21 protein-coding genes and 1 pseudogene are annotated in these 25,658 nt (G+C 63.8%); 16 read left to right on the plus strand and 6 right to left on the minus strand.

Annotated elements, in window-relative coordinates; genetic code table 11:
• Positions 1 to 88 precede the first annotated feature (88 nt).
• The 3 genes from O7A60_RS08565 to O7A60_RS08575 all read left to right on the plus strand — a co-directional run bounded on the left by O7A60_RS08565 (position 89) and on the right by O7A60_RS08575 (position 4,617).
• The gene (locus O7A60_RS08565) at positions 89 to 1,393 is read left to right on the plus strand and encodes a DUF6638 family protein (RefSeq protein ID WP_337105867.1); all 1,305 of its coding nucleotides are present in this window, start codon (positions 89 to 91) and stop codon (positions 1,391 to 1,393) included.
• Between the two features lie 106 nt (positions 1,394 to 1,499).
• A complete protein-coding gene (locus O7A60_RS08570; RefSeq protein WP_027143407.1) occupies positions 1,500 to 2,624 on the plus strand; it encodes a DUF2333 family protein in 1,125 nt (374 codons plus the stop codon).
• Positions 2,625 to 2,937: 313 nt separating this feature from the next.
• Positions 2,938 to 4,617: a formate--tetrahydrofolate ligase gene (locus O7A60_RS08575; RefSeq protein ID WP_140504860.1), complete on the plus strand. Its 1,680-nt coding sequence runs from the start codon at positions 2,938 to 2,940 to the stop codon at positions 4,615 to 4,617.
• A gap of 66 nt (positions 4,618 to 4,683) precedes the next feature.
• Here the strand turns inward: O7A60_RS08575 and O7A60_RS08580 are convergent, their stop codons facing one another.
• A complete protein-coding gene (locus tag O7A60_RS08580) occupies positions 4,684 to 5,328 on the minus strand; it encodes a cysteine hydrolase family protein (protein ID WP_337105869.1) in 645 nt (214 codons plus the stop codon).
• Positions 5,329 to 5,453: 125 nt separating this feature from the next.
• On the opposite strand from O7A60_RS08580, the gene O7A60_RS08585 reads away from it, so the two are divergent.
• A complete protein-coding gene (locus O7A60_RS08585) occupies positions 5,454 to 6,482 on the plus strand; it encodes a GlxA family transcriptional regulator (RefSeq protein ID WP_337105870.1) in 1,029 nt (342 codons plus the stop codon).
• Here the strand turns inward: O7A60_RS08585 and O7A60_RS08590 are convergent.
• The gene (locus O7A60_RS08590; RefSeq protein ID WP_337105871.1) at positions 6,469 to 7,026 is read right to left on the minus strand and encodes a sugar O-acetyltransferase; all 558 of its coding nucleotides are present in this window, start codon (positions 7,024 to 7,026) and stop codon (positions 6,469 to 6,471) included. The two genes, O7A60_RS08585 and O7A60_RS08590, sit on opposite strands and share 14 nt — an antisense overlap.
• Positions 7,027 to 7,270: 244 nt before the next feature.
• Here O7A60_RS08590 and O7A60_RS08595 point away from each other — a divergent pair, with 244 nt between their 5' ends.
• From O7A60_RS08595 to O7A60_RS08625, 7 genes and pseudogenes are all read left to right on the plus strand, one after another.
• Positions 7,271 to 7,915, plus strand: a complete 645-nt coding sequence (locus tag O7A60_RS08595) for a glutathione S-transferase family protein (protein ID WP_337105872.1) — start codon at positions 7,271 to 7,273, stop codon at positions 7,913 to 7,915.
• Positions 7,916 to 8,027: 112 nt separating this feature from the next.
• A complete protein-coding gene (locus O7A60_RS08600; protein ID WP_337105873.1) occupies positions 8,028 to 8,489 on the plus strand; it encodes a DUF4126 domain-containing protein in 462 nt (153 codons plus the stop codon).
• Entirely contained in the window at positions 8,486 to 9,862 is a 1,377-nt protein-coding gene (locus O7A60_RS08605) for an FAD-containing oxidoreductase (protein ID WP_337105874.1), read from the plus strand. The genes O7A60_RS08600 and O7A60_RS08605 overlap by 4 nt, the downstream gene beginning before the upstream one ends.
• Before the next feature lie 170 nt (positions 9,863 to 10,032).
• Positions 10,033 to 11,211, plus strand: a complete 1,179-nt coding sequence (locus tag O7A60_RS08610; protein WP_337105875.1) for an MFS transporter — start codon at positions 10,033 to 10,035, stop codon at positions 11,209 to 11,211.
• Between the two features lie 148 nt (positions 11,212 to 11,359).
• Positions 11,360 to 12,414: pseudogene (locus tag O7A60_RS08615) on the plus strand (M14 family metallopeptidase).
• 220 nt (positions 12,415 to 12,634) lie between these two features.
• Complete coding sequence (locus O7A60_RS08620) at positions 12,635 to 14,824, plus strand: anthranilate synthase (protein ID WP_337105876.1); 2,190 nt, start codon at positions 12,635 to 12,637, stop codon at positions 14,822 to 14,824.
• Positions 14,825 to 14,829: 5 nt separating this feature from the next.
• On the plus strand, positions 14,830 to 15,777 hold the full coding sequence (locus O7A60_RS08625) for a cation diffusion facilitator family transporter (protein ID WP_337105877.1): 948 nt from the start codon (positions 14,830 to 14,832) through the stop codon (positions 15,775 to 15,777).
• Positions 15,778 to 15,888: 111 nt separating this feature from the next.
• Here the strand turns inward: O7A60_RS08625 and O7A60_RS08630 are convergent, their stop codons facing one another.
• Positions 15,889 to 16,986 (minus strand): hypothetical protein, encoded by a 1,098-nt coding sequence (locus O7A60_RS08630; RefSeq protein WP_337105878.1) that lies wholly within the window; start codon positions 16,984 to 16,986, stop codon positions 15,889 to 15,891.
• A 96-nt stretch (positions 16,987 to 17,082) separates the two neighbouring features.
• On the opposite strand from O7A60_RS08630, the gene O7A60_RS08635 reads away from it, so the two are divergent.
• From O7A60_RS08635 to O7A60_RS08645, 3 genes are all read left to right on the plus strand, one after another.
• Positions 17,083 to 17,520 carry a DsrE family protein gene (locus tag O7A60_RS08635; protein ID WP_337105879.1) on the plus strand — a complete coding sequence of 146 codons (438 nt, stop codon included), beginning with the start codon at positions 17,083 to 17,085 and terminating at the stop codon, positions 17,518 to 17,520.
• 72 nt (positions 17,521 to 17,592) lie between these two features.
• The gene (locus tag O7A60_RS08640) at positions 17,593 to 18,378 is read left to right on the plus strand and encodes an SDR family NAD(P)-dependent oxidoreductase (protein ID WP_337105880.1); all 786 of its coding nucleotides are present in this window, start codon (positions 17,593 to 17,595) and stop codon (positions 18,376 to 18,378) included.
• A 58-nt stretch (positions 18,379 to 18,436) separates the two neighbouring features.
• On the plus strand, positions 18,437 to 18,745 hold the full coding sequence (locus tag O7A60_RS08645) for a putative quinol monooxygenase (protein WP_027146406.1): 309 nt from the start codon (positions 18,437 to 18,439) through the stop codon (positions 18,743 to 18,745).
• On the opposite strand, the gene O7A60_RS08650 is transcribed toward O7A60_RS08645, so the two are convergent.
• Positions 18,742 to 19,632, minus strand: coding sequence for a LysR family transcriptional regulator (locus O7A60_RS08650; protein ID WP_337105882.1), 891 nt, complete (start codon positions 19,630 to 19,632; stop codon positions 18,742 to 18,744). The two genes, O7A60_RS08645 and O7A60_RS08650, sit on opposite strands and share 4 nt — an antisense overlap.
• A 148-nt stretch (positions 19,633 to 19,780) precedes the next feature.
• Between O7A60_RS08650 and O7A60_RS08655 the strand changes: the two genes are divergently transcribed.
• A complete protein-coding gene (locus O7A60_RS08655) occupies positions 19,781 to 21,316 on the plus strand; it encodes an MFS transporter (RefSeq protein ID WP_337105884.1) in 1,536 nt (511 codons plus the stop codon).
• 39 nt (positions 21,317 to 21,355) lie between these two features.
• On the opposite strand, the gene O7A60_RS08660 is transcribed toward O7A60_RS08655, so the two are convergent.
• A complete protein-coding gene (locus tag O7A60_RS08660) occupies positions 21,356 to 22,132 on the minus strand; it encodes an esterase family protein (protein ID WP_337105885.1) in 777 nt (258 codons plus the stop codon).
• 5 nt (positions 22,133 to 22,137) lie between these two features.
• A complete protein-coding gene (locus O7A60_RS08665; RefSeq protein WP_337105886.1) occupies positions 22,138 to 23,304 on the minus strand; it encodes an ATP-grasp domain-containing protein in 1,167 nt (388 codons plus the stop codon).
• 394 nt (positions 23,305 to 23,698) lie between these two features.
• Here O7A60_RS08665 and leuA point away from each other — a divergent pair, with 394 nt between their 5' ends.
• Entirely contained in the window at positions 23,699 to 25,438 is a 1,740-nt protein-coding gene (leuA, locus tag O7A60_RS08670; protein WP_337105887.1) for a 2-isopropylmalate synthase, read from the plus strand.
• Positions 25,439 to 25,658 lie beyond the last annotated feature (220 nt).

Raw genomic sequence — 25,658 nt, forward strand, 5'->3', positions numbered from 1 at the left:
CCACCTTCTCCCACAAGGGGAGAAGGAAGAGCCGCGCCCCTCATCCGCCCTTCGGGCACCTTCTCCCCGTAAACGGGGAGAAGGAAGATTGACCCACGCCCGCAAACCCGACCTCCTTCGCGACAACGAGCTCATCTACGGCCGTTTGCTCACCGTCGACGAGGCGCATCTCATCCAGCGTTACAACAAGGCGCTGGCTGCTTTCGGCCTCAAGCCCACCAGGCTGAAGAGCTTCCAGATCGACCGCACCGGCTTTTCGCCCGAAGTGGCCGAGGAGTGTGGCGACTACGACTATCTCGATCCCAACGAGGTCAACCGCCGCTTCATCATCCTGACGCCGTCGCAGATCGACCTGCCGGTGGTGCACACCGCCTTCTCCAACACCTCGCAGCTGATGTTCGAGTTCATGTCCAGGAACCAGCGCGCCATCGACGCGCTGACCATCAAGGACGTCATCTACGGCGAGATCGAGGATTCCGTTCCCAAGGTCAACGACATCGAGGACCTGCTGTCGATCAGCCAGGTCGAATTCAAGGTGCTGTCGGCGGAAGACGTGCTGGGCAAGGCCGCCGAACTCGGCAAGCTCGTCGACCGGCTGAAGCAGGAGCCCGACGCCTGGCGCGACGATGCCATGCTGACCCGCATGGTCGAGTTCGCCAAGATCTGCGGCGACATCCGCGAGAACGCGCTGGTGCCGGACCAGGTGATCTTCCGCCACAATGCCTACTGGACCAGCCATTTCGGCGGGCTTTATGTCTTTGTCGATCCCGACATGACGACGGTGATCAGCGATCCGGCCGCCCCCGGTTTTCGCCGCTCGCGGCCCTGGCAGGTGAGCTATCTCTCGATCAAGGACGCCGACAAGGTGTTCAAATTCCTGGCCGCCACCGGCCGCATCGAACTGCCGCGCGCCTCCTGGATCGAGGCCTCGGGCTATCTCGAGCACCGCGCCGAAATGGTGGTGCGCGCGCTGATCCGCGACGCCGAGCCGGACCGCAATTTGACCGACGTCGACAAGGTCTGGCTGCAGACATGGATCCAGAGCCATGCCGACCTGATCACCTCGGACGGAAATTTTCCTTTCCTCAACGCCGCCAAACGCGAGATCGCCCAGCTCGGCCATCTCAAGGTCGAGGACGTCTTCCCGCAGCAGCGTTTCCTGGTGGTCCGCGCCAGGCCCGACCATCCCGACGCCTGGCTGACCAACCGGCTGATCTCGGATTTCGTGCCGTCGGACTTCGTCTCGCGCTACATCTTCAACAAGGACGGCTTCTACAAGGACTATGACGGCTTCAGCGACGCCTGGCGATCGCATGTTGTGGACGTTCTGAAAACCACATATTTGAAGGACAAGGTGGCGTTTCGCACACGCCTCTACGGCCTGACCGACTAGAACGAAATGAAACCGTCATTCCGTTCTAACTTGTTGTTTTGGTGCATGAGGTTATCCAAAAAGGTCTGCAACTTTTTGGCATCATGTTGAGGGGGGTGACACAGCCATGCTCGATCCGATCGTGAATTTCTTCACCCGGATTTTCCAGTGGATCGGCCGCGGCATCGGTCTTCTGATCGGCGTGATCCTGTGGCCCTTCATGTGGGCCGGCCGCTGGTACACGCAGCGCGGCTGGATCCTCAAGGCGATAGTCGGCCTTGCCGTGCTGGTGCTGATCGGCCTTTACGCAAACTTCTTCTACGCCACCCAGTGGTGGAACAACTTCAACCCGAACTACCCGGACACCTATACTTTCGAGAAGCGCAACGTTTCCGCCGGTGAGCAGGTGGCCGCCGGCGCAGGCACCGACACGGCCAAGACCTGCGGCAACTCCGGCATCGCCCAGGTGGCGGCCGACCTGACCGACTTCAACGTCAACCAGAACGCCTGGATCTCGTCGATGATCCTCTACAAGCTCGGCCTGTTCGGCATTGACTGGGACAACACCCCGTGGATGGACAACAAGGCCTCTTTCCAGCGCGGCATCAACCAGGCGGTGCGACGTACCGCGACCGAGCTTGCCGACAATCTCGGCCGCGTGCGTACGACCTCGCAGATCGATGCCGACCTGCAGGACGCGCGCGGCAATCTGCAGTTCGACGAGTATACCTGGTACTTCGGCGTGAGCCCGTTTGGACCGAAGACGCCGACGCCGAGCTACTATCGCGACGCGGTGCGCAAGCTGCGTTCGTTCAATGCCCGGCTTGCCACCTGCCAGGCCACTTTCGATGCCCGCGCCGACAATTTGAAGCAGTATATCGACCGCATCGCCAGTGACATCGGCTCGACTTCCGCCATCCTCAAGGAGCGCGCCGAGAACCACAACAATGGCTGGTTCGACACCCGCGCCGACGACCGCTACTGGTTCGCCTATGGCCAGCTCTATGCCTATTACGGCCTGATGAAAGGCGCCCAGGCTGACTTCGAGAACGTCATCAAGGAAAAGCACCTGCAGAGCCTTTGGGATACGATGGACGCGCAGTTCGTGTCGGCCCTGCGTATCCAGCCCTTCATCATCGCCAACGGCCGCGAGGATGGCTGGCTGCTGCCGACCCATCTGACGACGATGGGCTTCTACGTGCTTCGGGTGCGCTCCAACATGGTCGAAATCAGCAACGTGCTGACGCAGTAGCGCTGTCCCACCGCAACACCAGCGATGGCGAATTTGCGCCGTCGCGTCTGTCGCATTCCGTGCATTGTGCGGCTGTTTTGAGACGGCGGAAGCGCCCCTGCTCTGGCTTCTATACGGCGCGGCAAGCGGAGCCATAAAGAACCGGGAATAGGCCGGCCCGCCGCAGAGGAATTTTCTCTATAGGAAACATAGTTGCATGAAAGTTGACGCCGCCGCAGCGACAGGGTTAGATGCCCCGCGCGTCCGGCTCCAGCCTTCTTGCGAGTAAGATCAACCCCGTCCCCTCCACCGTCCAATCCAGAGGAACGCCGTCATGGCCGAAGTGAAATCCGACATCGAGATCGCGCGTGGCGCCAGGAAAAAGCAGATCCAGGAGATCGGCAAGAAGATCGGCATCCCGACCGAACATCTGCTGCCCTACGGCCACGACAAGGCCAAGATCTCAGCAGAATTCATCAAGTCGGTGAAGGGCAACAAGGACGGCAAGCTGATCCTCGTCACCGCCATCAACCCGACGCCGGCCGGCGAAGGCAAGACCACCACCACCGTCGGCCTCGGCGATGGCCTGAACCGCATCGGCAAGAAGGCGATCGTCTGCATCCGCGAAGCTTCGCTCGGCCCGAATTTCGGCGTCAAGGGCGGTGCCGCCGGCGGCGGTTACGCGCAGGTGGTGCCGATGGAGGACATGAACCTCCACTTCACCGGCGACTTCCACGCCATCACCACGGCACACAATCTTCTGTCGGCTCTGATCGACAACCACATCTATTGGGGCAATGAGCTCGGCATCGACACCCGCCGCGTGGTGTGGCGCCGCGTCATGGACATGAACGACCGGGCACTGCGCGAGATCATCTGCTCGCTCGGCGGCGTCGCCAACGGTTTTCCGCGCGAAGCCGGCTTCGACATCACCGTCGCCTCGGAAGTGATGGCCATCTTGTGCCTTGCCACCGACCTGAAGGATCTGGAAAAGCGCCTCGGGGACATCATCGTCGCCTACCGCCGCGACAAGTCGCCGGTCTATGCCCGCGACCTCAAGGCCGACGGCGCCATGGCTGTCCTGCTCAAGGACGCCATGCAGCCCAACCTCGTGCAGACGCTGGAGAACAACCCGGCCTTCGTGCATGGCGGCCCGTTCGCCAACATCGCGCATGGCTGCAACTCGGTCGTCGCCACCACGACGGCGCTCAAGCTCGCCGACTATGTCGTCACCGAAGCCGGCTTCGGCGCCGACCTGGGTGCCGAGAAATTCTTTGACATCAAGTGCCGTAAGGCGGGTCTCAAGCCGGCGGCGGCCGTCATCGTCGCCACCGTGCGCGCCATGAAGATGAATGGCGGCGTCAAGAAGGAAGACCTCGGCAAGGAAAACGTCGAGGCGGTGAAGAAGGGCTGCGCCAACCTTGGCCGCCACATCGAGAACATCAGGCAGTTCGGCGTGCCGGCGGTGGTTGCCATCAACCACTTCTATTCCGACACCGATGCCGAGATCCAGGCGATGAAGGACTATGTCGCCTCGATGGGCGAAGAGGCGATCCTGTGCAAGCACTGGGCCAGGGGCTCCGCCGGCATCGAGGATCTCGCCAACAAGGTGGTGGCGCTGGCCGAATCCGGCGCCTCGCAGTTCGCGCCGCTCTATCCCGACGCCATGCCGCTGTTCGAGAAGATCAACACAATCGTCCAGCGCATCTATCGCGGCTCGGAAGCCATCGCCGACAAATCGGTGCGCGATCAGCTCAAGGCCTGGGAAGAGGCAGGCTATGGCAATTTGCCGGTCTGCATGGCCAAGACCCAGTATTCCTTCTCGACCGACCCGAACCTGCGCGGCGCGCCGACCGGCCACACCGTGCCGGTGCGTGAGGTCAGGCTTTCGGCGGGCGCGGGCTTCGTCGTCATCATCTGCGGCGAGGTCATGACCATGCCCGGCCTGCCCAAGGCGCCATCTTCGGAAAAGATCTTCCTCAACGAGGCCGGCCAGATCGAAGGCCTGTTCTGATCATTTGTCCCGATAATCAAGAAGGGCGCCGCATCGCTGCGGCGCCCTTTTTGTTTGCCGATCGTCCTACGCGGCGCTGCGCGCCAGCGCCCGCTGGTTGGACGCATGGATCGTGTCGCGTTCCGGCAGCGCGCCGGTCTTAAGGCAGTCGATCCATTCGGCGGTCTTGAGCACGGCGGCGAAGCGCGACTGCAGGATGATGCTCACCACGCGATGGATCTCCTCGGCAGAGGCATAGCCGGCGCTGTTGGCATAAGGCACCGAACCGGTCGCATCGGACAGGAACTCGACCGCGAAGCCCATATGCACGGCGTGGATGATGGTCGACAGGTCGCAATTATGCGTCATGTAGCCGATGACCGCGATCGTATCGACGGCATTGGCGCGCAGCCAGTCCTCGAGGTCGGTGCCGGTGAAGGCGCTCGGCAATTTCTTCTCGACATAATGGTCGCGGCCACGCTTGGCGATCTCCGGATGCAGTTCGCCGCCATGGCTGCCCTTGGCGAAGATCGGCGACGTCTCGGGCGCCATCTGCTTGACGACCACCACCTTGATGCCGGCGGCCGCCGCGGCATCCATCGCGCGCGCCACGTTGACGACGCTGTCGCGGAACGGCGGATGCTGGATGGCCAGATTGCCGCCGTCATAGTCGTTCTGGACGTCGATGACGACGAGCGCGCGGCGCGGCGCGGTGTTGGCTGGGTCAGACATGATGTTTCCTTTCAGGCTTGAATGCGATGGGCCGAAAATAACCTGCTGGCTTGGGCGCCAACAGTGGCCCGATTGACATCGTCCGAAAGAATTGGGACAATCCACACTTACACTGGAAACGCCCCATGACTGCTCCCATCATCGCCGTCCTCGCCTTCGATGGCATCAGCCCGTTCCATCTCTCCGTGCCTTGCCTGGTGTTCGGCGCGGACCGCACCAACCTCGGCCTGCCACGCTTCGACTTCCGCGTCTGCGGGATCGAGGAAGGGCCGATCCGGACCGATGCCGGGCTGAGCATCCTGGTCCCGCACGGGCTTGCCGCGCTCGAAGACGCCGATATCGTCATTATCCCGAGCTGGAAGGACCTCGAAGCGCCTCTGGCCAAACCGATCGAGGAAGCGCTCGGCCGCGCCCACCGGCGCGGCGCGCTGATCGTCGGCCTGTGTCTCGGCACTTTTGCCCTCGCCGCCGCCGGCCTGCTTTCGGGCCGAACCGCCACCACGCATTGGGCCTATACTGACCAGTTGCAGGCCCTCCACCCCGACATTTCAGTCGATGCCGACGTCCTCTACGTCGACGACGGCGACATCGTCACCTCCGCCGGCGTCGCCGCCGGGCTCGACTGCTGCCTGCACATCGTGCGTGCCCGCTATGGCGCCGAGGCGGCACTGCGGCTCGCCCGGCACGTCGTGCTTTCGCCGCACCGGCAGGGCGGACAGGCGCAGTTCATCGAGCGTCCCGTGGCAAAAAGCGCCAATGCCGACCGTTTCACCGAGGCGCTCGACGCGGTTCGCGCGACATCGGGCGAAACACACAGCCTCGACAGCGTCGCCGACGCCGCAGGCCTGACACGACGCACTTTCACCCGCCGTTTTCAGAAATCGATCGGCACCAGTTTTGGCGATTGGCTGACCAGCCAGCGGATCGAACTGGCGCAACGGCTGCTGGAAACCACGGACAAATCGATCGACATCGTGGCTTTCGAGGCCGGCTTCGGCAGCGCCACATCGCTGCGCCAACACTTTTCCGCGCGGCTCCGGACCTCGCCGGCGCAATACCGGCGTGAATTTTCCAGGCGGGCCGATGTCGGCGAGCGCATGGCGCATCTCCCGGCTGCATTGATTGGGCACGTGAGCGCACTCAGCCCCGACTGACCACCCGCGCCGGATTGCCGACCACCGTCGTGTTCGCCGCCACGTCGCGCGTCACCACCGCCCCGGCGCCGACAATGGCGCCTTCGCCAATGCTGACGCCGCCAAGGATGGCCGCGCTGCCGCCGATCCAGGCATTGTCGCCGATCGTGACCGGCCTGGCGATCTCCAGTCCCGCCTGCCGCCCTGCCGGCTCCTTGTGGTGCTCGGCACAGTAAATCTGCACATTGGGGCCAAGCAGCGTCCCCTTGCCGATGCGCACCGGCGCGGTGTCGAGAATAGTGCAGCCGGCATTGAGGAAAGCGCGGTCGCCGAGGAAAATGTTGAATCCGTAGGCACAGTGAAACGGCGCCTCGATCCGGACCCCCTCGCCCACGCCGCCCAGCAGTGTCCGCAGGGCTGGCCCGAGGCTCCCGCGTTGACGGGGCGGGAGCGTATTATGCTCGAACACGGCATCCGCGGCCAAGCCGCGCAAAGCGCCAAGACCGTCATCCAGGCATGTATACCATTCGCCGGCCGCCATTTTCGCCCGTTCGCTCTGAACCATGGCAGTGCCTCCGTTTGACATCATTGCGAACAGCGCCGAGGCAAGGACCAGGACGTGAACTTATAGACCGGGATAGCGGCTTGACGGAACTGGTCACCGTGCCGTCACGACCTTCGATCGCAAGCGGACATTCGCGATCCGCGCCCGGCAATGAAATAGTTCAAGACCACTGTCGATTTCCGGACAACTCATTCGTCCTCGGCAGGAAGCCGAAGAAATTCGCCAAAGCAAGGAAACGACTGCGATGACAATCACCATCACGGCATTTGAACGATCGCCCGATGGCGGCAAGGGACTGGCGCGCGATACCCGCGTTCGCTGGGCGCTGGAAGAGGTGAGACAGCCCTACGAGGTTCGTTTTGTTTCCTTTGCAAGGATGAAGGCGCCTGACCATCTGGCTATCCATCCCTTCGGGCAGATCCCCACCTATGAGGAGGGTTCTCTCTCGCTGTTCGAAACCGGCTCGATCGTGTTTCATCTTGCCGAGCAGCATGCCGGCCTGCTGCCGAAGGATCGCAATGCCCGCGCCCGCGCGATCACGTGGATGTTTGCCGCACTGAACACCGTCGAGCCGCCGATCCTCGAATTGACCACGGCAAGGATATTCGAAGCTGACAAGCCCTGGAGCGAGGCGCGCTTGCCGCTGGTTAAGGACCGTGTTCGGTCCCGGCTGGACAGTCTCTCGGCTCACTTGGGCGTCGCCGACTGGCTCGATGATGCGTTCAGCGCCGGCGATTTGTTGATGGTGTCCGTGCTGCTGCGACTGAGAATGTCAGGCATTCTGGACGAATATCAAAACTTGGCCGCCTATGTAGCGCGCGGGGAAGCTCGGCCCGCTTATATCAGGGCCTTCGCCGCGCAATTTGCGATCAACGCTCCACCAGGCTGACTCGCCTCTATCCGCTGTGGCTGCGCGCATGAGTCTGCGGCCTAGCCAAATATCCGACCTATGGTAGCTTGCCGTTTCAGGGCTGTTCCGGCCCGGCATCGAGGGGATCGGCATGCTCTACATTCTCGCACTTCTGATCGGCGTCGTAGCCGGCCTGCGCGCCATGACGGCACCTGCCGCCGTTGCCTGGGGCGCCTATCTCGGCTGGCTTCCGGTTGCCGGCACCTGGGCGAGCTTCATGAGCCATTGGGCGGCAGCCGGCATCTTCACAATCCTGGCCATTGTCGAACTGGTCACCGACCAGCTGCCGTCGACGCCAAGCCGCAAAGTGCCGCAGCAGTTCGGCGCCCGCATCCTGCTCGGCGCCTTTTCCGGCGCGGTGCTCGGCGCGGCCGGCGGCGCCACCATCGTCTGCCTGATCGCCGGCGCCATCGGCGCGGTCATAGGCACGCTGGGTGGTGCCGAAGCGCGAGGCCGGCTGGCGGCCGCTTTCGGCAAGGACCCACCCGCGGCTTTTGTCGAGGACGCGGTGGCGATCATCGGCGGCCTGCTGATCGTGGCGGCGGTGGCATGACGGCGAAAACCTTCGACACCATCATCATCGGCGCTGGCCAGGCGGGGCCGCCCTTGGCGGGCCGCCTGACGGCCGCGGGCATGAGCGTGGCGCTGATCGAGCGCAAGCTGGTCGGCGGCACTTGCGTCAACACCGGCTGCATGCCGACCAAAACCATGGTCGCCAGCGCCTATGCCGCGCATCTGGCGCGGCGCGCCGCCGACTATGGCGTGACGCTTTCGGGCCCCGTCGGGGTCGATTATCACAGGATCAAGGCGCGCAAGGACAAGGTCACCAACGACGCCCGTGGCAATCTGGAGACCTGGATCGCCGGAATGGAGCGCTGCACGCTCTATCGCGGCCACGCACGCTTCGAATCCGCCAACACGGTGCGTGTTGGCGACGACCTTTTGACCGCCGAAAAGATCTTCCTCAACACGGGCGGCCGCGCCTCGGTGCCGGACCTGCCTGGCATCCACGACATCGACTATCTGACCAACTCGTCGATGATGGATCTCGACGTTTTGCCGCGCCACCTTATCGTCGTCGGCGGCAGCTACGTCTCGCTCGAATTCGCGCAGATGTTCCGCCGCTTCGGCTCGGAAGTTACCGTCATCGAAAAGAGCCCGCGCCTGACCGGCCGCGAGGACGAGGACGTCTCGGCCGCCATCCTGTCGATCCTCGAAAACGAAGGCATCGCGGTCCATGTCGGCGCCGACAACATCGGCTTCGTCAAACATGGTGGGGATATTGCCGTGACCTTCTCCGCCGGCAAGCCGCCCGCGATTGGATCGCATGTGCTGCTGGCGCTGGGCCGAACGCTCAATACCGACGATCTCGGCCTCGACAAGGCGGGCGTCGAGGTCGACAGACGCGGCGCGGTTGTCGTCGACGACCAGCTGCGCACCAGCGTGCCAGGCATCTGGGCGATGGGCGACTGCAACGGCAAGGGCGCCTTCACCCACACCTCCTACAACGATTATGAGATCGTCGCCGCCAATCTGCTCGACAATGATCCGCGCAAGGTCAGTGATCGCATCGAGGCCTACGCACTCTACATCGACCCGCCGCTCGGCCGCTGCGGCATGACCGAGACCGCTGTGAAGAAATCGGGACGTCGCGCGCTGGTCGGCCAGCGGCCGATGACCCGCGTCGGCCGCGCCGTCGAAAAGGGCGAGACGCAAGGCTTCATGAAGATCCTCGTCGATGCCGAGACCAGGGAAATCCTCGGCTGCTCGGTGCTTGGCCCCGGCGGCGACGAGGCGGTGCATTGCGTGCTCGACCTGATGTACGCCAAGGCGCCGGTCGACACGCTGGCGCGCGCGATGCACATCCACCCGACGGTTTCGGAACTGCTGCCGACGATAGCCCAGGAACTCAAGCCGCTGGCCTGAGACTGGAGCGGTTCAGCGTTGGCAAACTGCCGAGCCGCTCTACGGGCGCCTCGGCGCCCGTTTTCAATCAGCTCCACGCTTTCTGCATTGCTGCATTGCGGCAATGTCTGTTGCGCCCAGTCGGGATCGTCGCGCAGTCTCCAAATTGAACCGATTCAGTCTGGCCCCCCATGCCTTTGCCAATCCTTGCGCTTGCCATTGCGTCCTTCTGCATCGGCACCACCGAATTCGTCATCATGGGCCTGCTGCCGGAAGTAGCCGCCGATCTCGGCGTGACGATCCCCGCCGCCGGCCTGCTGGTCACCGGCTATGCGCTGGGCGTCGTCTTCGGCGCGCCTGTCGTGGCCATGGCCACCGCGCATTTGCCGCACAAGCCCGTGCTGGTGGGGCTTGCGGCCCTGTTCGTCGTCGGCAATCTCTTCTGCGCCATCGCGCCCAATTACTGGCTGCTGATGGCCGCGCGCGTCTTCACCGCTTTCGGCCATGGCGCCTTCTTCGGCATCGGCTCGGTCGTCGCCGCCAGCCTGGTGCCGCGCAACAAGCGCGCCAGCGCCATCGCGCTGATGTTCGCCGGGCTGACGCTGGCCAATATCCTCGGCGTTCCCGCTGGAATGGCGCTTGGCGAAGCCTTTGGCTGGCGGGCCACCTTCCTGGCCGTGGTCGGCATCGGCCTGATCTCGGTCGCGGCCATCGCCTGGCTGGTGCCGTCCGACGTCACGGAACCGAGCGGCGGCGGCCTACGCGCCGAGGTCCGCGTGCTCGGCAAGCTGCAGGTCTGGCTGGCGATGCTGATCGCGGCGCTGACCTCTGCCAGCCTGTTCGCCGTCTTCACCTACATCAAACCCTACCTCACCGACGTGTCGGGCCTGTCGACCGCGGCGGTCACCTGGGTGCTTCTGCTGTTCGGCGCCGGCATGACCATCGGCAACATCGTGGGCGGCAGGCTGGCCGACTGGAAACTAATGCCGACGGTGATCGCCACCTTGCTGTTGATGGCCCTGCTGTTCGTCGGTTTCATGCAGTTCGGCGCGATCGCCAGTGTTGCCGTCGGCATCGTCTTCCTGTGGGGCCTGCTCATCTTCGTCGTCGTGCCGCCGCTGCAGATCCGCGTCGTCGAGGCAGCGTCGGAAGGCCCGAACCTTGCCGCCACGTTGAACCAGGGCGCCTTCAACGTCGGCAATGCCGGCGGCGCGTGGATCGGCGGCGTGGCGCTGTCCGCGGGCATTTCCTACGCCAATCTGCCGCTGGTCGGGGCGGTGCTCGCCCTGCTGGCGGTCGCCGTCGCGGTGCTGTCGCAGACGCTTGACCGGCGCGCGCCGGTCGCCGCCCTTCAGCCTGCCGCGGAGTAACTGCCTGTCGCCCAAAAGTGCGAAGCGGTTTTGGGACAACGACATCAGCAAGGCAAAGACTAGCTTGCGCCCATGGCGCGGCGGGCTGGACCAATCGACATCGGCACCTTCACATGGGCATGTCTTCTCGCGCTTGATGGAGGATGTCATGCAGAAATCGATCGAACGCATCGCCGGGGACAGCGAAGGCGTTTCCTACGAATTCCCGGTGTTCCGCTTCGCCGGTGCCGACAAGGCAGCACCTTCGGGCTATCTGCAGGCGGCGCTCCATGCCGGCGAATTGCCTGGCGTCGTCGCCATCGATGCATTGATGCCGATGCTGAACAAAGCCGAGGCCGAAGGTCGCATCAAGGGCAACATCACCATCGTGCCCTGGGCCAACCCGATCGGCCGCGCGCAATATCATTTCGGCGAGCACCAGGGCCGCTTTCATCTGGGCACCCGCACCAATTTCAACCGGGCTTTCCGCTGCTTGCCGCGCCCGACACCAGGCTTTTGCCGGACGCCTCTTTTGGCGGCGCCGACCAGCGGCTGAAGTCGCGGCTGGTGCAGCTTTCGCTGGGCCACGACATCGTGCTCGACCTGCATTGCGACGATGAAGGCCTTGCCTATCTCTACGTCCACACCAGCCTGTGGCCTGAAATGGCCGATTGCGCCGCCGCCATGGGCGTCGATGCCGTGGTGCTGTGGAGCGAGGACACCGACGGCACCTTCGAAGGCGCTTCGATCATGCCCTACCAGAACGCTGCCGCCGATGTGGCGAAGTTCGACAGGCGCGTCGCCACCACCGTCGAATATCGCGGCATCCTCGATATCGATGGCGCGCTTGCCTCGGCCGACGCGGCAGGCCTCTACCGGCTGCTGGCGGCGCGCGGCGTGATATCCGACAGCGCGCTGCCGGCACCCGGCCCGTTCAAGGGTGTCGCGGCACCGCTGGAAAACATCGACATGATGCCGGCACCCCGGGGCGGCGCCGTCCTCTACGACGTGAAGCCTGGCGACCGCGTCACCAGGGGCGCGCGCGTCGCCACCATCGTCCACGCGCCGGGCGAAGCCGACGGCCGCACCGAAGTGTTCGCGCCGCAGGACGGCATCATCCTGACCCGCCGCTCGCGCCGCATCATCCGCGCCGGCGAAGACCTGTTGAAACTGGTCGGCGACAGGAAGAGCACCGACGCCCGGTCGGGTACGCTGGAGGATTAGCCTCCGTCGAATCCAGTTGCGCGGCCGCCCAATCGCCGCTAAGGGAATCGCCATGAACATGCGTTCGATCAAGACCATTTGGTGGTGGGCCTGCTGACAGCGGCCTGTTCGAACGCGTGCGCGTGAAAATAGAGGGTGGCCGCAACGGAATGTCCGGGCGGCCATTTGTTTTTCAAAGCCATTCCCGGGTCCGTTGCCCAAGTAGCTGATGGAGACGGCAATGACGTTGAAGGTTCTGGAAACCGGCGCTGAAAGCTTCGTGACGGGGGGTGGCATCACCATCACCCGCGAGCGCCATGGCCGGCCCTATGAAGGTGCGATCGACGCTTATGTCGACGGGCTGAATTCGCGCCGGGGCGCGGTATTTTCCTCGAACTACGAATATCCCGGCCGCTATACGCGCTGGGATACGGCCATCATCGATCCGCCGCTGGTCATCTCCGCACGCGGTCGCGCCATGCGCATCGAGGCGCTGAACGGCCGCGGCGAGGCGCTGCTGCCGGTCATCGGCAGGACACTGGGCGGTCTCGCCGAAGTCACGATCGCCGAGACCACCAAAAAGCTGATCCGCCTCGACGTCGCCAAGCCCGGCCGTGTCTTCACCGAGGAGGAACGCAGCCGCGTTCCCTCCGTCTTCACCGTGCTGCGCGCCATCACCGCTCTGTTCAGGACCGCCGAAGACGCCAATCTCGGCCTCTACGGCGCCTTCGGCTACGACCTTGCCTTCCAGTTCGACCCGGTCGAGCACACGCTCGTTCGCAAGGAAAGCCAGCGCGATCTGGTGCTGTTCCTGCCCGATGAGATCCTGGTCGTCGACCATTATTCGGCCAAGGCCTGGACCGACCGCTACGACTATGCGGGCGAGGGTTTTTCGACCGAAGGTCTGCCGCGCGATCAAATCGCCGAGCCGTTCAAGACCGCCGACCGCATCCCGCCGCGCGGCGACCATGAGCCGGGCGAATACGCCAATCTGGTGCGCCGGGCGATGGACAGCTTCAAGCGCGGCGACCTGTTCGAGGTCGTCCCCGGCCAGATGTTCTACGAACGCTGCGAGACGCAGCCATCCGAGATTTCACGCAAGCTGAAGTCGATCAACCCGTCGCCCTATTCCTTCTTCATCAATCTGGGCGAGAACGAATACCTGATCGGCGCGTCGCCCGAAATGTTCGTGCGCGTCAATGGCCGCCGCGTCGAGACCTGCCCGATCTCCGGCACCATCAAGCGTGGCGACGATGCCATTTCGGACTCTGAGCAGATCATCAAGCTGCTCAACTCCAAGAAGGATGAATCCGAGCTCACAATGTGCTCGGACGTGGACCGCAACGACAAGTCGCGGGTCTGCGATCCAGGTTCGGTGCGCGTCATCGGCCGCCGCCAGATCGAGATGTATTCGCGCCTGATCCATACGGTCGATCACATCGAGGGCCGGCTGCGCGAAGGCATGGACGCTTTCGACGCGTTTCTGTCGCATGCCTGGGCGGTCACGGTCACCGGCGCGCCGAAACTATGGGCGATGCGCTTCATCGAGCAGAACGAGAAGAGCCCGCGCGCCTGGTATGGCGGCGCCATCGGCATGGTCAACTTCAACGGCGACATGAACACCGGGCTCACCTTGCGCACCATCCGTATCAAGGACGGCATCGCCGAGGTGCGCGCCGGCGCTACATTACTCTTCGACAGCGTTCCCGAGGAAGAAGAAGCTGAAACCGAACTGAAGGCATCCGCCATGCTCTCCGCCATCCGCGACGCCAAGATGGGCAATTCGACCAGCACCGAGCGCACCACGGCGCGCGTCGGCGACGGCGTCAACATCCTGCTGGTCGACCATGAGGACAGCTTCGTCCACACGCTGGCCAACTACTTCCGCCAGACCGGCGCCAATGTCTCGACCGTGCGCACGCCGGTGCCGGAGGAAGTCTTCGAGCGGCTGAAGCCCGACCTTGTCGTGCTGTCGCCCGGACCCGGCACGCCGAAGGATTTCGACTGCGCGGCGACCATCAGACGAGCGCGCGCGCGCGACCTGCCGATCTTCGGCGTCTGTCTTGGCCTGCAGGCATTGGCCGAAGCCTATGGCGGCGAACTCAGGCAGTTGCACATTCCCATGCACGGCAAGCCGTCGCGTATCCGCGTCTCGAAGCCGGGCATCATTTTCTCCGGCCTGCCCAAGGAAGTGACCGTCGGCCGTTACCACTCGATCTTCGCCGATCCGGTGCGCCTGCCTGAGGATTTCGTGGTCACGGCCGAGACCGAGGACGGCGTCATCATGGCCTTCGAGCACCGCAAGGAGCCGATTGCCGCGGTGCAGTTCCACCCGGAATCGATCATGACGCTCGGCCACAATGCCGGCATGCGCATCATCGAGAACATCGTCGCCCACCTGCCGCGCAAGGCCAAGGAAAAGGCAGCCTGACGGTAATGGCCGAAGCCGAGAACACCATGGCGATCGCGGCGAAAGCCGCCGCGAAGCGCAAGGTCGCCAACCTCGCCTTCTGGTCGATCGTGGTCGCCTTTGTCGTGCTCGCGCTCAAGGCCGCCGCCTGGTACGTGACTGGATCCGTCGCGCTCTATTCGGACGCGCTGGAATCGATCGTCAATGTCATTGCCTCGATGGCCGCTTTCTGGGCGATCCAGGTCAGCTACAAGCCTGCCGACCAGGATCACCCTTTCGGCCATCACAAGGCCGAGTATTTCTCGGCCGTGCTCGAAGGCGTGCTGATCGTGGTCGCCGCGCTTTTGATCCTGAGCGAGGTCTGGCGCTCCTGGCAGACCCCGGCGCCGCTCGAACAGCCTTGGGAAGGCCTTGCCGTCAACGGCGTCGCCACCGCCGTCAATGCTTTCTGGGCCTGGACGCTGATCCGCGCGGGCCGAGCCGAAAAGTCACCGGCGCTGGTCGCCGACGGCAATCACATCATGACCGATGTGGTGACCTCGGTTGGCGTCTTCGGCGGCCTGGTCGGAGCGATCCTGACCGGCTGGCAGATCCTCGACCCGGCATTGGCCGTCATCGTCGCGCTCAACATCCTGTGGCAGGGCTGGCATGTCATCGGCTCGTCGATGAACGGCCTGATGGATCGGGCCGTCGACACGGCGGAGCACATGCGCATCCGCGACATCATCTCGGCCAATTGCAAGGGCGCTCTGGAGGTGCATGATCTCAAGACCCGCATCGCCGGCCGCGCCACCTTCATCGAGTTGCATCTGGTCGTCGATGCAGACATGTCGGTTGGCGCCAGCCATATCATCTGCGACCGCATCGAGGACGCGCTGAAGGCCGACATTCCCTCGGTGCGGGTGACCATCCATGTCGAGCCCGACGACGAGGCCAAGCTGCCCAAGGGCACGACCGCAGTGCCGTTTGCTTGATGCGGTTAGGACGGCTGGAAGATTGGCCGAAGCCCTTCCTCCTTCGTCATCCAGGGCGAAGCAGGAGCGAAGCTCCGCCGCGGAGACCCCGGGATGACGAAGCGCCAGATCTCAAGGCGCGCAGGCCGATTGCGGCATCGCCTCGAGCCGATAGACCTTGTCGTCGGACGCGGTCTTGCCATCGGCCGCTTTCGAACAGAGGTCGACAACCGCCAGGCTACTATTGGGATTGGCCAGCATGATGGTGCCGTTGGCGCCGCGCTTGAGGAAGATTTCCTTTTGCGCGATGTCGCAGGAAAAATTGCTCGTCCTCGAACTCGCAGCACAACGCCACTGGTCGGCTTCGCCCTGGCACGAATAGGTCTGCGTGACCTTGGCGCCCTTCTGCCGCGTGGTGACGGAGACGGCAATGTCGGCGCCGTCGGGCCAGTTCGCGACATCGTCCCCGGAGGCGAAGGAGGCCAGTTCCACCGGCCCGCGGAACACCCGGATCGACTGGGTCAGTTGGTCGGGATGCGAACTCATATGCGCCGCGTCATAGTCGCGCCCGTAGCAGAACGCCTGGTCGGGTTTGAACCGCTCGCGCAGCGGCGGCCCGAGCGCCGGATCGATCGGATCGACCCGCGCGAACTCCGCCTTGCAGGTTGCGGGGGGCATCGGGTCGAGGTGGAAATTGTCGTCTTCCTTGCCCAGCGCCTGCCTGTCGTATTCAGCCGTGCCGAGTTCTTCTTCCGAACCGGCGTCGAGATAGATATCGGACGACAGGTTCGACAGGATCAGCCTGCCCCTGTCGTCGACCTTCAGCGACGCCAGCGTGCGGTCGCACTCCATGCCGCAACGGATCGGGCCCGATTTGCCGTCCTCGGACTCGTGATTGCACCAGCCGCCGGCCCATTCCGGCGCCTTGGCGCCGCGCACCGTGGTGATGAGGAAACCATTGTAGGATGTATCGGAATTGGCGCCCGGTTCCTCATTGGGACGGCTGACCGGATCATGGCCGTAGTAGAAGAAGATCCGCGCCACCTTCTGCTTCGGATGGGCCTTGAGATGCGCCGGGTCATAGACCCGGCCGAAACAGGCATCCGCCCCGTTAGGGCTGAGTTCGGTGAGCTTGAGCCCGTCGCCAGCAAAAGCAGAACCCGTAAGTCCGCCAAGCAGTGCGGCGCCGAACCCGGCGCCGGCGAGCGTCTTCCATTCCCTGAACGCCATGTGACCCCCACCTCCGCATCGACAGGACGTAACGTCAATTTATGCTAGTATTGCGGCTTGAGCCACGCAAATCGCGGTGAAATCTGAGGGGACGCCATGCGCCGACGTGACATGTTCCAGGCGGTTCTCGCCGGAGCCGGAACGCTTCTCGGCCTGCGCGCGGTACAGGCAGCGACCACCGAGCCTGTCAGGTTGAAGGTCGCCTATCATCTTAGCGATCTAGACAAGGTCAATTTCGTGCTCGGCAACATCAAGAACCATTATGAGGGCACCAGCGGCAATGTCGAGATCGCGCTGGTCGTGCATGGTCCGGCGCTTGCCGCCTTCAAGTCGAAGGGCATATCGGCGGCGATTTCGGGGCGCTTTACCGGTCTTGTCCAGCAAGGGCTCGACCCGCATGCTTGCGGCAACACCATGCACGGCATGGACATCACGCTCGCCGACCTGCTCGACGGCTTCCGTGCCGCCGACAAGGGCGGCGTCGTCAAGCTCGCCGAATTGCAAAGCCAGGGCTATGTCTATCTCAGGCCTTGAAGCGGCACTGACTTGAATGCAAGGGTGGCAAGACCCACCACCAAGGTGTCGGAAATCCCCGGAGGAACAGCAGTGCCAGAGACAGCCCTCGGTCTTGTCATCCCCGATCTCGCCGGCAAGGCGGTGCTGGTCACCGGTGCCTCGACCGGCATCGGCGCGGCGCTCGCGCTCGCCTATGCCGAGCAGAAATGCAAGGTGGCGCTGCACTATAATTCCAGCCACGACGCCGCCGAGAAACTCGGCCGGACCATTCGCGACGGCGGCGGCGAGGTCTTCCTTGTCCAGGGCGATTTTTCTCTCCCCGCCGATGTCGAACGCGTCGTCGAGGACAGCGCGCGACATTTCGGCCGCCTTGACGGGCTGATCAACAATGCCGGCGGCATGCTTGGCCGCGTGCCCTATGCCGAGCAGACCGAGGCGCATTACGACGCGGTGATGAACCTCAACGCCCGCTCGGTGCTGACCGCCTCGCGCAAGGCGATGCCATGGCTGAAGATACAGGGCGGCTTCATCGTCAACACCTCGTCGATCGCCGCGCGCAATGGCGCCGGCGGCGGTGCCGGCCTCTATGGCTCGGCAAAAGCTTTCGTCTCCAACGTCACGCGCGGTATGGCCAAGGAACTGATCGGCTTCGGCATTCGCGTCAACGCCGTGGCGCCGGGCACGATCCTCACCCCCTTCCACGAACGCTATTCGACCGATGAGCAGGTGAAGGGCATGGTCGCAACCATTCCGCAGGGCCGCGCCGGCACGGCGCAGGATTGCGTCGGCGCCTATCTGTTCCTCTCATCGGACCTGTTGAGCGGCTACATCACCGGCCAGGTGATCGAGGTCAATGGCGGCCAGTTGATGCCTTGACCGGCGACCGGCATACTGGACACACTCCTTTCGCGCCAACCCTGGGGGAGACGAGGACATGTACGGACTGATCGGCAAGATGCGGGCGGCGCGCGGCCAACGCGACGCGGTCATGACTGTGCTGCGTGAAAGCACCGGCGCCCTGCCCGGCTGCCTGAGCTATATCGTCGCCACCGACCCTGCCGACGCCGACGCGATCTGGGTGACCGAAGTGTGGACCGATCAGGCAAGCCACAAGGCATCCCTGCAGCTTCCCGAGGTGCAGGCGGCGATCGCCAAGGCACGGCCCTTCATCGCCGGCTTCGAGTTCCAGGTGGAAACCCATCCCGTCGGAGGCTTCGGCCTGCCAGCGAGCAAAACCGGCTAAGGCGCGCGCGCTGCAAGGCGCTCGGGCAGGAAATCGACGAAGACGCGCACCTTTGGCGACAGGTGGCGATTGGAGGGCCACAGCATCCGGAACTGGCCACGACCGTCGACATGATCGTCCAGCACGGTGCGCAGCCTGTCCTCGCGCAGCGCCTCCCGCACCAGGAAATCGGGCATGCAGGCGATGCCGAGTCCGGCGATCGTGGCGCCTTTCAAAGCTTCCATGTTGTTGCAGGTCAGCATCGAACGGATCAGCGGCTGGGCGCTCCCGGTAATGAATGGCCAGTCCAGCAGCCTGCCGCTGTTGAGATAGCGGAAATTTATGCCGAAATGCCCGATGAGATCCGCCGGCACGCCGGGTATGCCATGGCGATCGAGGTAGGAGGGTGCCGCGCACAGCAGCATGCGGAAGGACGCAATGGGTTTCGACACCAATCGTGAATCGGGCAGCTCGCCGCTGCGGATCGCGACGTCGATGCCTTCTTCGATGACGTCGACGATCCGGTCGTTGAAATCGATATCGAGCTCGATCTCGGGATAGCGCGCCATGAACTCCGACAGCACCGGCAGCAAAAGATGGTAGGTGACGATCGGGGTCGAGACGCGCAGCCGCCCACGCGGCGTCTCCCGTGTCCGCGACAGCATCGCCTCGGCATCGTCGATGTCGTCGAGAATGCGTCGCACGCGCTCGTTGAACAGCTTGCCCTCCTCCGTCAGGCCGATCCGCCGCGTGGAGCGCTGCAGCAGCCGCACGCCGAGCTCCTGTTCGAGCCGCGCCACACTTTTGCCGACCGCGGAAGCGGAGATGCCGAGCGCCCGCCCGGCGGCGACGAAGCTGCCGAACTCGGCGGTGCGGGCGAAGGCCAGAAGGCCGCTGAGGCGATCCATCATATGGCTCCATTCGAGCGTTTCGTTCCGTTATGTCGAGATATTTGATACCATTCTTCCTGATCTGTCTCTGACCTATCTTGGTCGTCATGACCGGGCGCCGCGATTGAGCGGCATGCCGGCGCAGACTACTCAGATAGGAAAATCCATGACCTTGAAGATCACCGCCGGCCCGGCCGAGAGATGGCTCGTGCTCTTGTCCGTATGCCTTGCCGCCATGACGATGCCCCTGACCTTCACCGGCCCGGCCGTCGCGCTCTCCCGTATCGCGGCCGATCTCGGCGGCAGCCCGATCACGCTCAATTGGGTGACCAACGCCTTCATGCTGACCTTCGCCGCCAGCCTGATGGCGGCGGGCGCTCTGGCCGACAATCATGGCCGCAAGCGGGTCTTTCTCGTGGGTCTCGCCCTCTACATCCTCGCTTCGCTCGGCGCGATGCTGGCTCCCGACATCGCCTGGTTCGATATCTTCCGGGCCGCGCAAGGGCTCGGCAGTGCCCTGGCCTTCGCCGGCGGCGCCTCGGCACTTGCCCAGGAATTCGAGGGACCATTGCGGCTGCGCGCCTTCTCCTTTCTCGGCACCAGTTTCGGCATCGGGCTGGCCTTCGGCCCGATTGCCTCGGGCCTGCTCATCTCCGTGTTTGGCTGGCGGTCGATCTTTGTTCTGGTCGCGGCACTCGCGGTTGCCTCGGCAATCCTTGGCCTGCGCACCATCAGGGAATCGCGTGACCCGGATGCGACCGGCCTCGACTGGGCGGGCGCCGGCACGTTCACCGTCGCGCTGGCCGCGCTGACCTATGGCGTGTTGCAGGCGCCGCAGAGCGGCTGGGCCGATCCTCTTGTGGTAACGCTTCTCGGCGCGGCCGTCCTTTGCTTTGTGCTGTTCGTCGTCGTCGAGCGGCGCGTGCGCCGGCCGATGCTCGATCTCACCCTGTTTCGCTATCCGCGCTTCGTCGGTGTCCAGTTCCTGGCTGCGGCGCCCGCCTACGGCTTCGTCGTCCTGCTCGTGCTTTTGCCGATCCGCTTCATCGGCATCGAGGCGATGGGCGAGATCAAGGCCGGGCAATTGATGATCTGCCTCTCCGGGCCGTTGCTGGTCCTGCCCTTGCTCGCCGGCCAGCTGGCGCGCTGGATCGCTCCGGCGACGATCTGCGGCGTCGGCCTGCTCGTCGCGGCGGCCGGTTTGGTCTGGCTGAGCCTGACGCCATCGAGCGGCGTCGCGCTGGTCGCGCCGCTGATCCTGATCGGCGTCGGCATCGCCTTGCCCTGGGGATTGATGGACGGGCTCGCCGTCAGCGTCGTGCCGACCGAGCGGGCCGGCATGGCGGTCGGCATCTTCAACACCACGCGGGTCGCTTGCGAGGGTGTGGCACTGGCCATCGTCATGGCGACGCTGTCAGGCTTCACCGCGGCGCAACTCGCCGCTCGAGGCGCTGCGTCTTCCAGCGATGCGGCCGCTTCGGCGCAGTTGCTGGTGACCGGCAATGTCGGCGGAACCGCGCAACATTTGCCGATGGCCGGCGCTACCGTTCTGGTCGAGGCCTACGAAACGGCGTTCGACAGGCTGCTGATCGTGCTGGCGGCAATCACCGTCGTCACCGCCCTCGTCGTCTTCCTCGGCCTGCGTCGCGGATCGGTGCCCGAACACGAGACCGTGCCGCTGCCGGCATGCCAGGAAGGATAGGCATCAGCCATTTGCAGGCCAGCTGGATATCGATGCACCTTAGTCCAGCCTGTGCATCAAATCGTCATCAAGCCAGCGGCCGAAGAAATAGGCCAGCTGCTTGTGCCACCACGGCCAGTCGTGGCTAACGTCGCCACCCCAATAATCGACCCAGGCGGGAATGGATTTGTCGCGCAGGATCTGTTCCAGCTGGCGCGTCTCGACCAGCATGCGTTCCTCCCAGGCGCCCTGCCCGCAGCAGAAGATCAGCCTGAGCGCCTTCAGCCGCGCCAGCAGCTTCGGGTCGACGATCCCTGGCAGATAATCGAGCGGCGAGTTGTAGAAGATGTCCCCGTCGAGTGCCTTGCCGAAGAAATCGCGCGCCGAATAGACCCCCGACAGCGAGATGACGCCGCTGGCGAGTTCGGGAAAACGCAAGACGAAGTTCGAGGAATGGTAGCCACCCATCGAACAGCCTGAAAACAGCGGCTTCAGACGCCGTCCGCCATTGGCTTGCGCCGCGGTTTCCAGAAATTCCGGCAGTGCTTCCTCTCGCACATAGCGGAAATAGGCCTCGTGGCGGGCGATACGGTGCGCGGCACCGACATGCCTGGCGAAGAAGGACTCTGAATCGTTGCCGTCGACGGTGAACAGCTGGATGCGGCCGGTGTCGATGAACTCGGCGAGCGCGCCCACCCCGCCGGAATCCTCGAACTGGTAGAACCGGCCCTGCGAGGTCGGGAACACCACAACCGGCCGGCCGGCATGGCCGTAGCGCTTGTATTCCATGTCGCGGCCGAGATTGCGGGCGAAAGCCTTGTGATAGGAGACGTCCATGGGCCTCAAGCCTTTTCCGCGTGGATATAGGCCACCGCCTCGCGCAGCTCCGCCTGATCCTTCGAGCGCATCTGATAGGCGTAATTCCCCATGGCGCGGCTGAAAACCTCTTCTATCGGCTGATGATGGACGATCTTGTCGCCGTGCGCGGCTAGCACGTCCGCATGGCTGTGCAAATAGTCGAGGTGGCGCTTGCGGCTGGCATAGGCGGTGAAATACTTGCCCTCATAAGGGCCGCCGGCGGCGTCCTTGACCACCATGTCCGCCCACGCCGCGTAGACATCGATGTCGAACGTGTAGTTGATCGCGTCGGTCATCCAGGCGCCGGGCGGGCGCATGTTGACCTCCAGTGCGATGATGCGGTCATCCCTGGTCTCGAACAGCTCGATGTGGAAAAAGCGTTCGCGCACGTCGAATGCTTTCAGGATCTTGCGGCCGGCTTCCTCGACGACAGGCCTGATCCGGGGAAAGCAGGTGTAACTCATGTGGCGGTCCTTGTTGACCACATCCATGACGCTCTGGTCGTAGCGGTGGCTGGCCGCCAGCACCACCTCGCCGTCGCGGTTGACCAGCCCGTCATAAGTCACCACCAGCCCCTCGATGAACTGCTCCATGACGAAGGTCACATCCTCCGGCTTGTCCCGGAAGAACTGGTCGAGCTCTTTCGCATTGGAGATCTTGAACGTGTTCGAAGCGCCGGAGCCTGAATCCGGTTTGACCACCACGGGATAGCCGACGCGGCGGATGAAGGTCATGGCTCCGGCCCGGTCGGAACATTTGCGCTGCGCGATGGTCTCGACGCCGCTCTTGCGGAAGAAGGCGCGCATGCGGCTCTTGCGCTTCAGATTCTTCACAAAATCGAGTTTGGTGCCGTAGATGTTAAAGTCTGTGCGGATGTTGGCTTCCAGTTCCAGCCAGTGCTCGTTGAGCGATTCGAACCGGTCGATGCGGCCCCATTTGTGGATGAAGTGCCCTATCGCCCGGAACACCGGCTCATAGTCCTCCATGTCGGCGACGCGGTAGTATTCGGAAAGCGCCGCCTTCAGCTTGCCGTCCAGCGCATCATAGGGTGCGTCGCCAATGCCGAGCACCGTTGCGCCGGCCTTCTTCAGCCGGTCGCAGAAATCGGCGCCATTGGCGGGAAAATGCGGCGAGAAGAACACGAAATTCATGGACAACCCCCTGCCAGCGGCACCCCGCCACAGGTCAAGTCTGGCGCATTTGCAGCGCGCGGGGAAGAGCACCCACGCTAGGGATAAAATTCGGCCCCGCTTGCCTCCAACAGGTCGCTCCTGTATGAGAACGGCCATGAACACGCGCGCCACCACCGCTTCCCGTCAGACCGGCTTTGCCGGCGAGACCGTGCGCGCGCTTGCCTCGACCCTGCTTCTTCTCGGCCTTATCGGCGATCGCCGGGTTCGCTGAAGGAGCGCCCGGCGGTCGAGCCGCCGCGCAAGCGCATGCTCCTTGGCAAATCATATCAAGCGAACGAAATTCTGGTAAAGGCGCCGCTTGGCACCACATCCGCCTGAAAGGTGGACCCGCCAGCCGCCGGGAGAAATGACGATGAACGCACGAGAAGACATCCGCGCCAGCGAGGCCGCTACCGGCAAGCAAGGTGGCCGAGGCATGCCGGACGCAGCCCGAAAATATCAGCCCTACCCTACCGTAGGCCTCACTGACCGGACCTGGCCCTCGAAGATCATCGACAAGGCGCCTATCTGGTGCTCGGTCGACCTCCGCGACGGCAACCAGGCGCTGATCGATCCGATGGGCCACGAGCGCAAGGCGCGCATGTTCGGCCTGCTGCTCGACATGGGCTTCAAGGAGATCGAGATCGGCTTCCCGTCGGCTTCGCAGACCGATTTCGATTTCGCCCGCTGGTGCATCGAGGAAGGCAATGTGCCGGCCGATGTGTCGTTGCAGGTGCTGGTACAGTGCCGGCCCGAACTGATCAGCCGCACCTTCGAGGCGCTGAAGGGCGCCACCAACCCGATCGTGCATTTCTACAACTCGACCAGCGAGTTGCAGCGCCGTGTCGTCTTCGAGAAAGATGTCGTCGGCATCAAGCGCATCGCCACCGACGCCGCCAAGATGATCACCGAGATGGCGGCCAAGGCCGGCGGCGGCTATCGCTTCGAATATTCGCCGGAGAGCTTCACCGGCACCGAACTCGAGGTCGCGCTGGAGATTTGCAACGCCGTCACCGAGATCGTCAGGCCGACGCCTGACAACAAGCTGATCATCAACCTGCCGTCGACGGTCGAGATGTCGACGCCCAACATCTATGCCGATCGCATCGAGTGGATGTGCCGCAACCTCGACAACCGCGAAAACCTGATCATCTCGCTGCATCCGCACAATGACCGCGGCACCGGCATCGCCACGACCGAACTCGGCCTGATGGCCGGCGCCGACCGCGTCGAAGGCACGCTGTTCGGCAATGGCGAGCGCACCGGCAATGTCGACATCGTCACGCTGGCGCTCAACATGTACACGCAAGGCGTCGATCCCGGCATCGACTGCTCCGACATCAACCGGATGAAGGACGTCTACGAATATTCGAACCAGCTGAAGATTCCCGAACGCCATCCCTATGTCGGCGAGCTCGTCTACACCGCCTTTTCCGGCTCGCACCAGGACGCCATCAACAAGGGCATGAAGGCCTTGAAGAAGGCCAACACGCCGCATTGGGAAGTGCCGTACCTGCCGATCGATCCCGCCGATGTCGGCCGCAGCTACGAGGCCATCATCCGCATCAACTCGCAGTCGGGCAAGGGCGGCATCGCCTATGTGCTGCAGGCCGATTACGGCCTCAATTTGCCGCGCAACCTGCAGATCGAGTTCAGCCAGGCGATCCAGGCGATCACCGACGCCGAAGGCAAGGAAGTGCCGGCAAAGCGTATTCATGACCGCTTCCTCGAAACCTATGTCGACCAGCCGGGCGCCCGGCTGAAATTCCTCGACCACCACACCTATCCGGATACCGAGGTGAAGGGCCGGCGCGTGGTCGAGGCGGTCATCCTCGACAATGGCAAGGAAACGACGATATCCGGCACCGGCACCGGCCCGATCGACGCCTTCGTCGATGCGCTGTCGCGCCATGTCGGCGTCGAGATGTCGGTGCTCGATTATTCCGAGCATTCGATGCAGCGCGGCTCGAATGCGTCGGCCATCTCCTATGTCGAGATGGAATATCCCGGCGGTAAGCTGTTCGGCGCCGGCATCAACACCAACATCGTCGCCGCTTCGCTGGAAGCGGTGACGTCGGCGGCCAACCGTATCGTCGGTCGCAGAGCGCGATAGCATCGGTCGTCGGCGGCGCGGGAGCAGCTCCCTCGCGCCGCCATTTTTTCAAGCCCGCACAAGGCTTTGGCCTCGACTGGCTCCCACGACCATCCCGTGACCGACACCGGCCGGGCCGTTAACCACCGGAAAAATATCCGGTGAGGTACGCGATCACATAATGCGTGTATACTTGTATGGCGGTGCGGGCATTATATGATCCGTGCCTTAACCTGTGCCG

It is taken from the genome of Mesorhizobium salmacidum (SeqCode) (genome assembly GCF_037179605.1).
Classification (GTDB): Bacteria; Pseudomonadota; Alphaproteobacteria; order Rhizobiales; family Rhizobiaceae; genus Mesorhizobium; species Mesorhizobium salmacidum.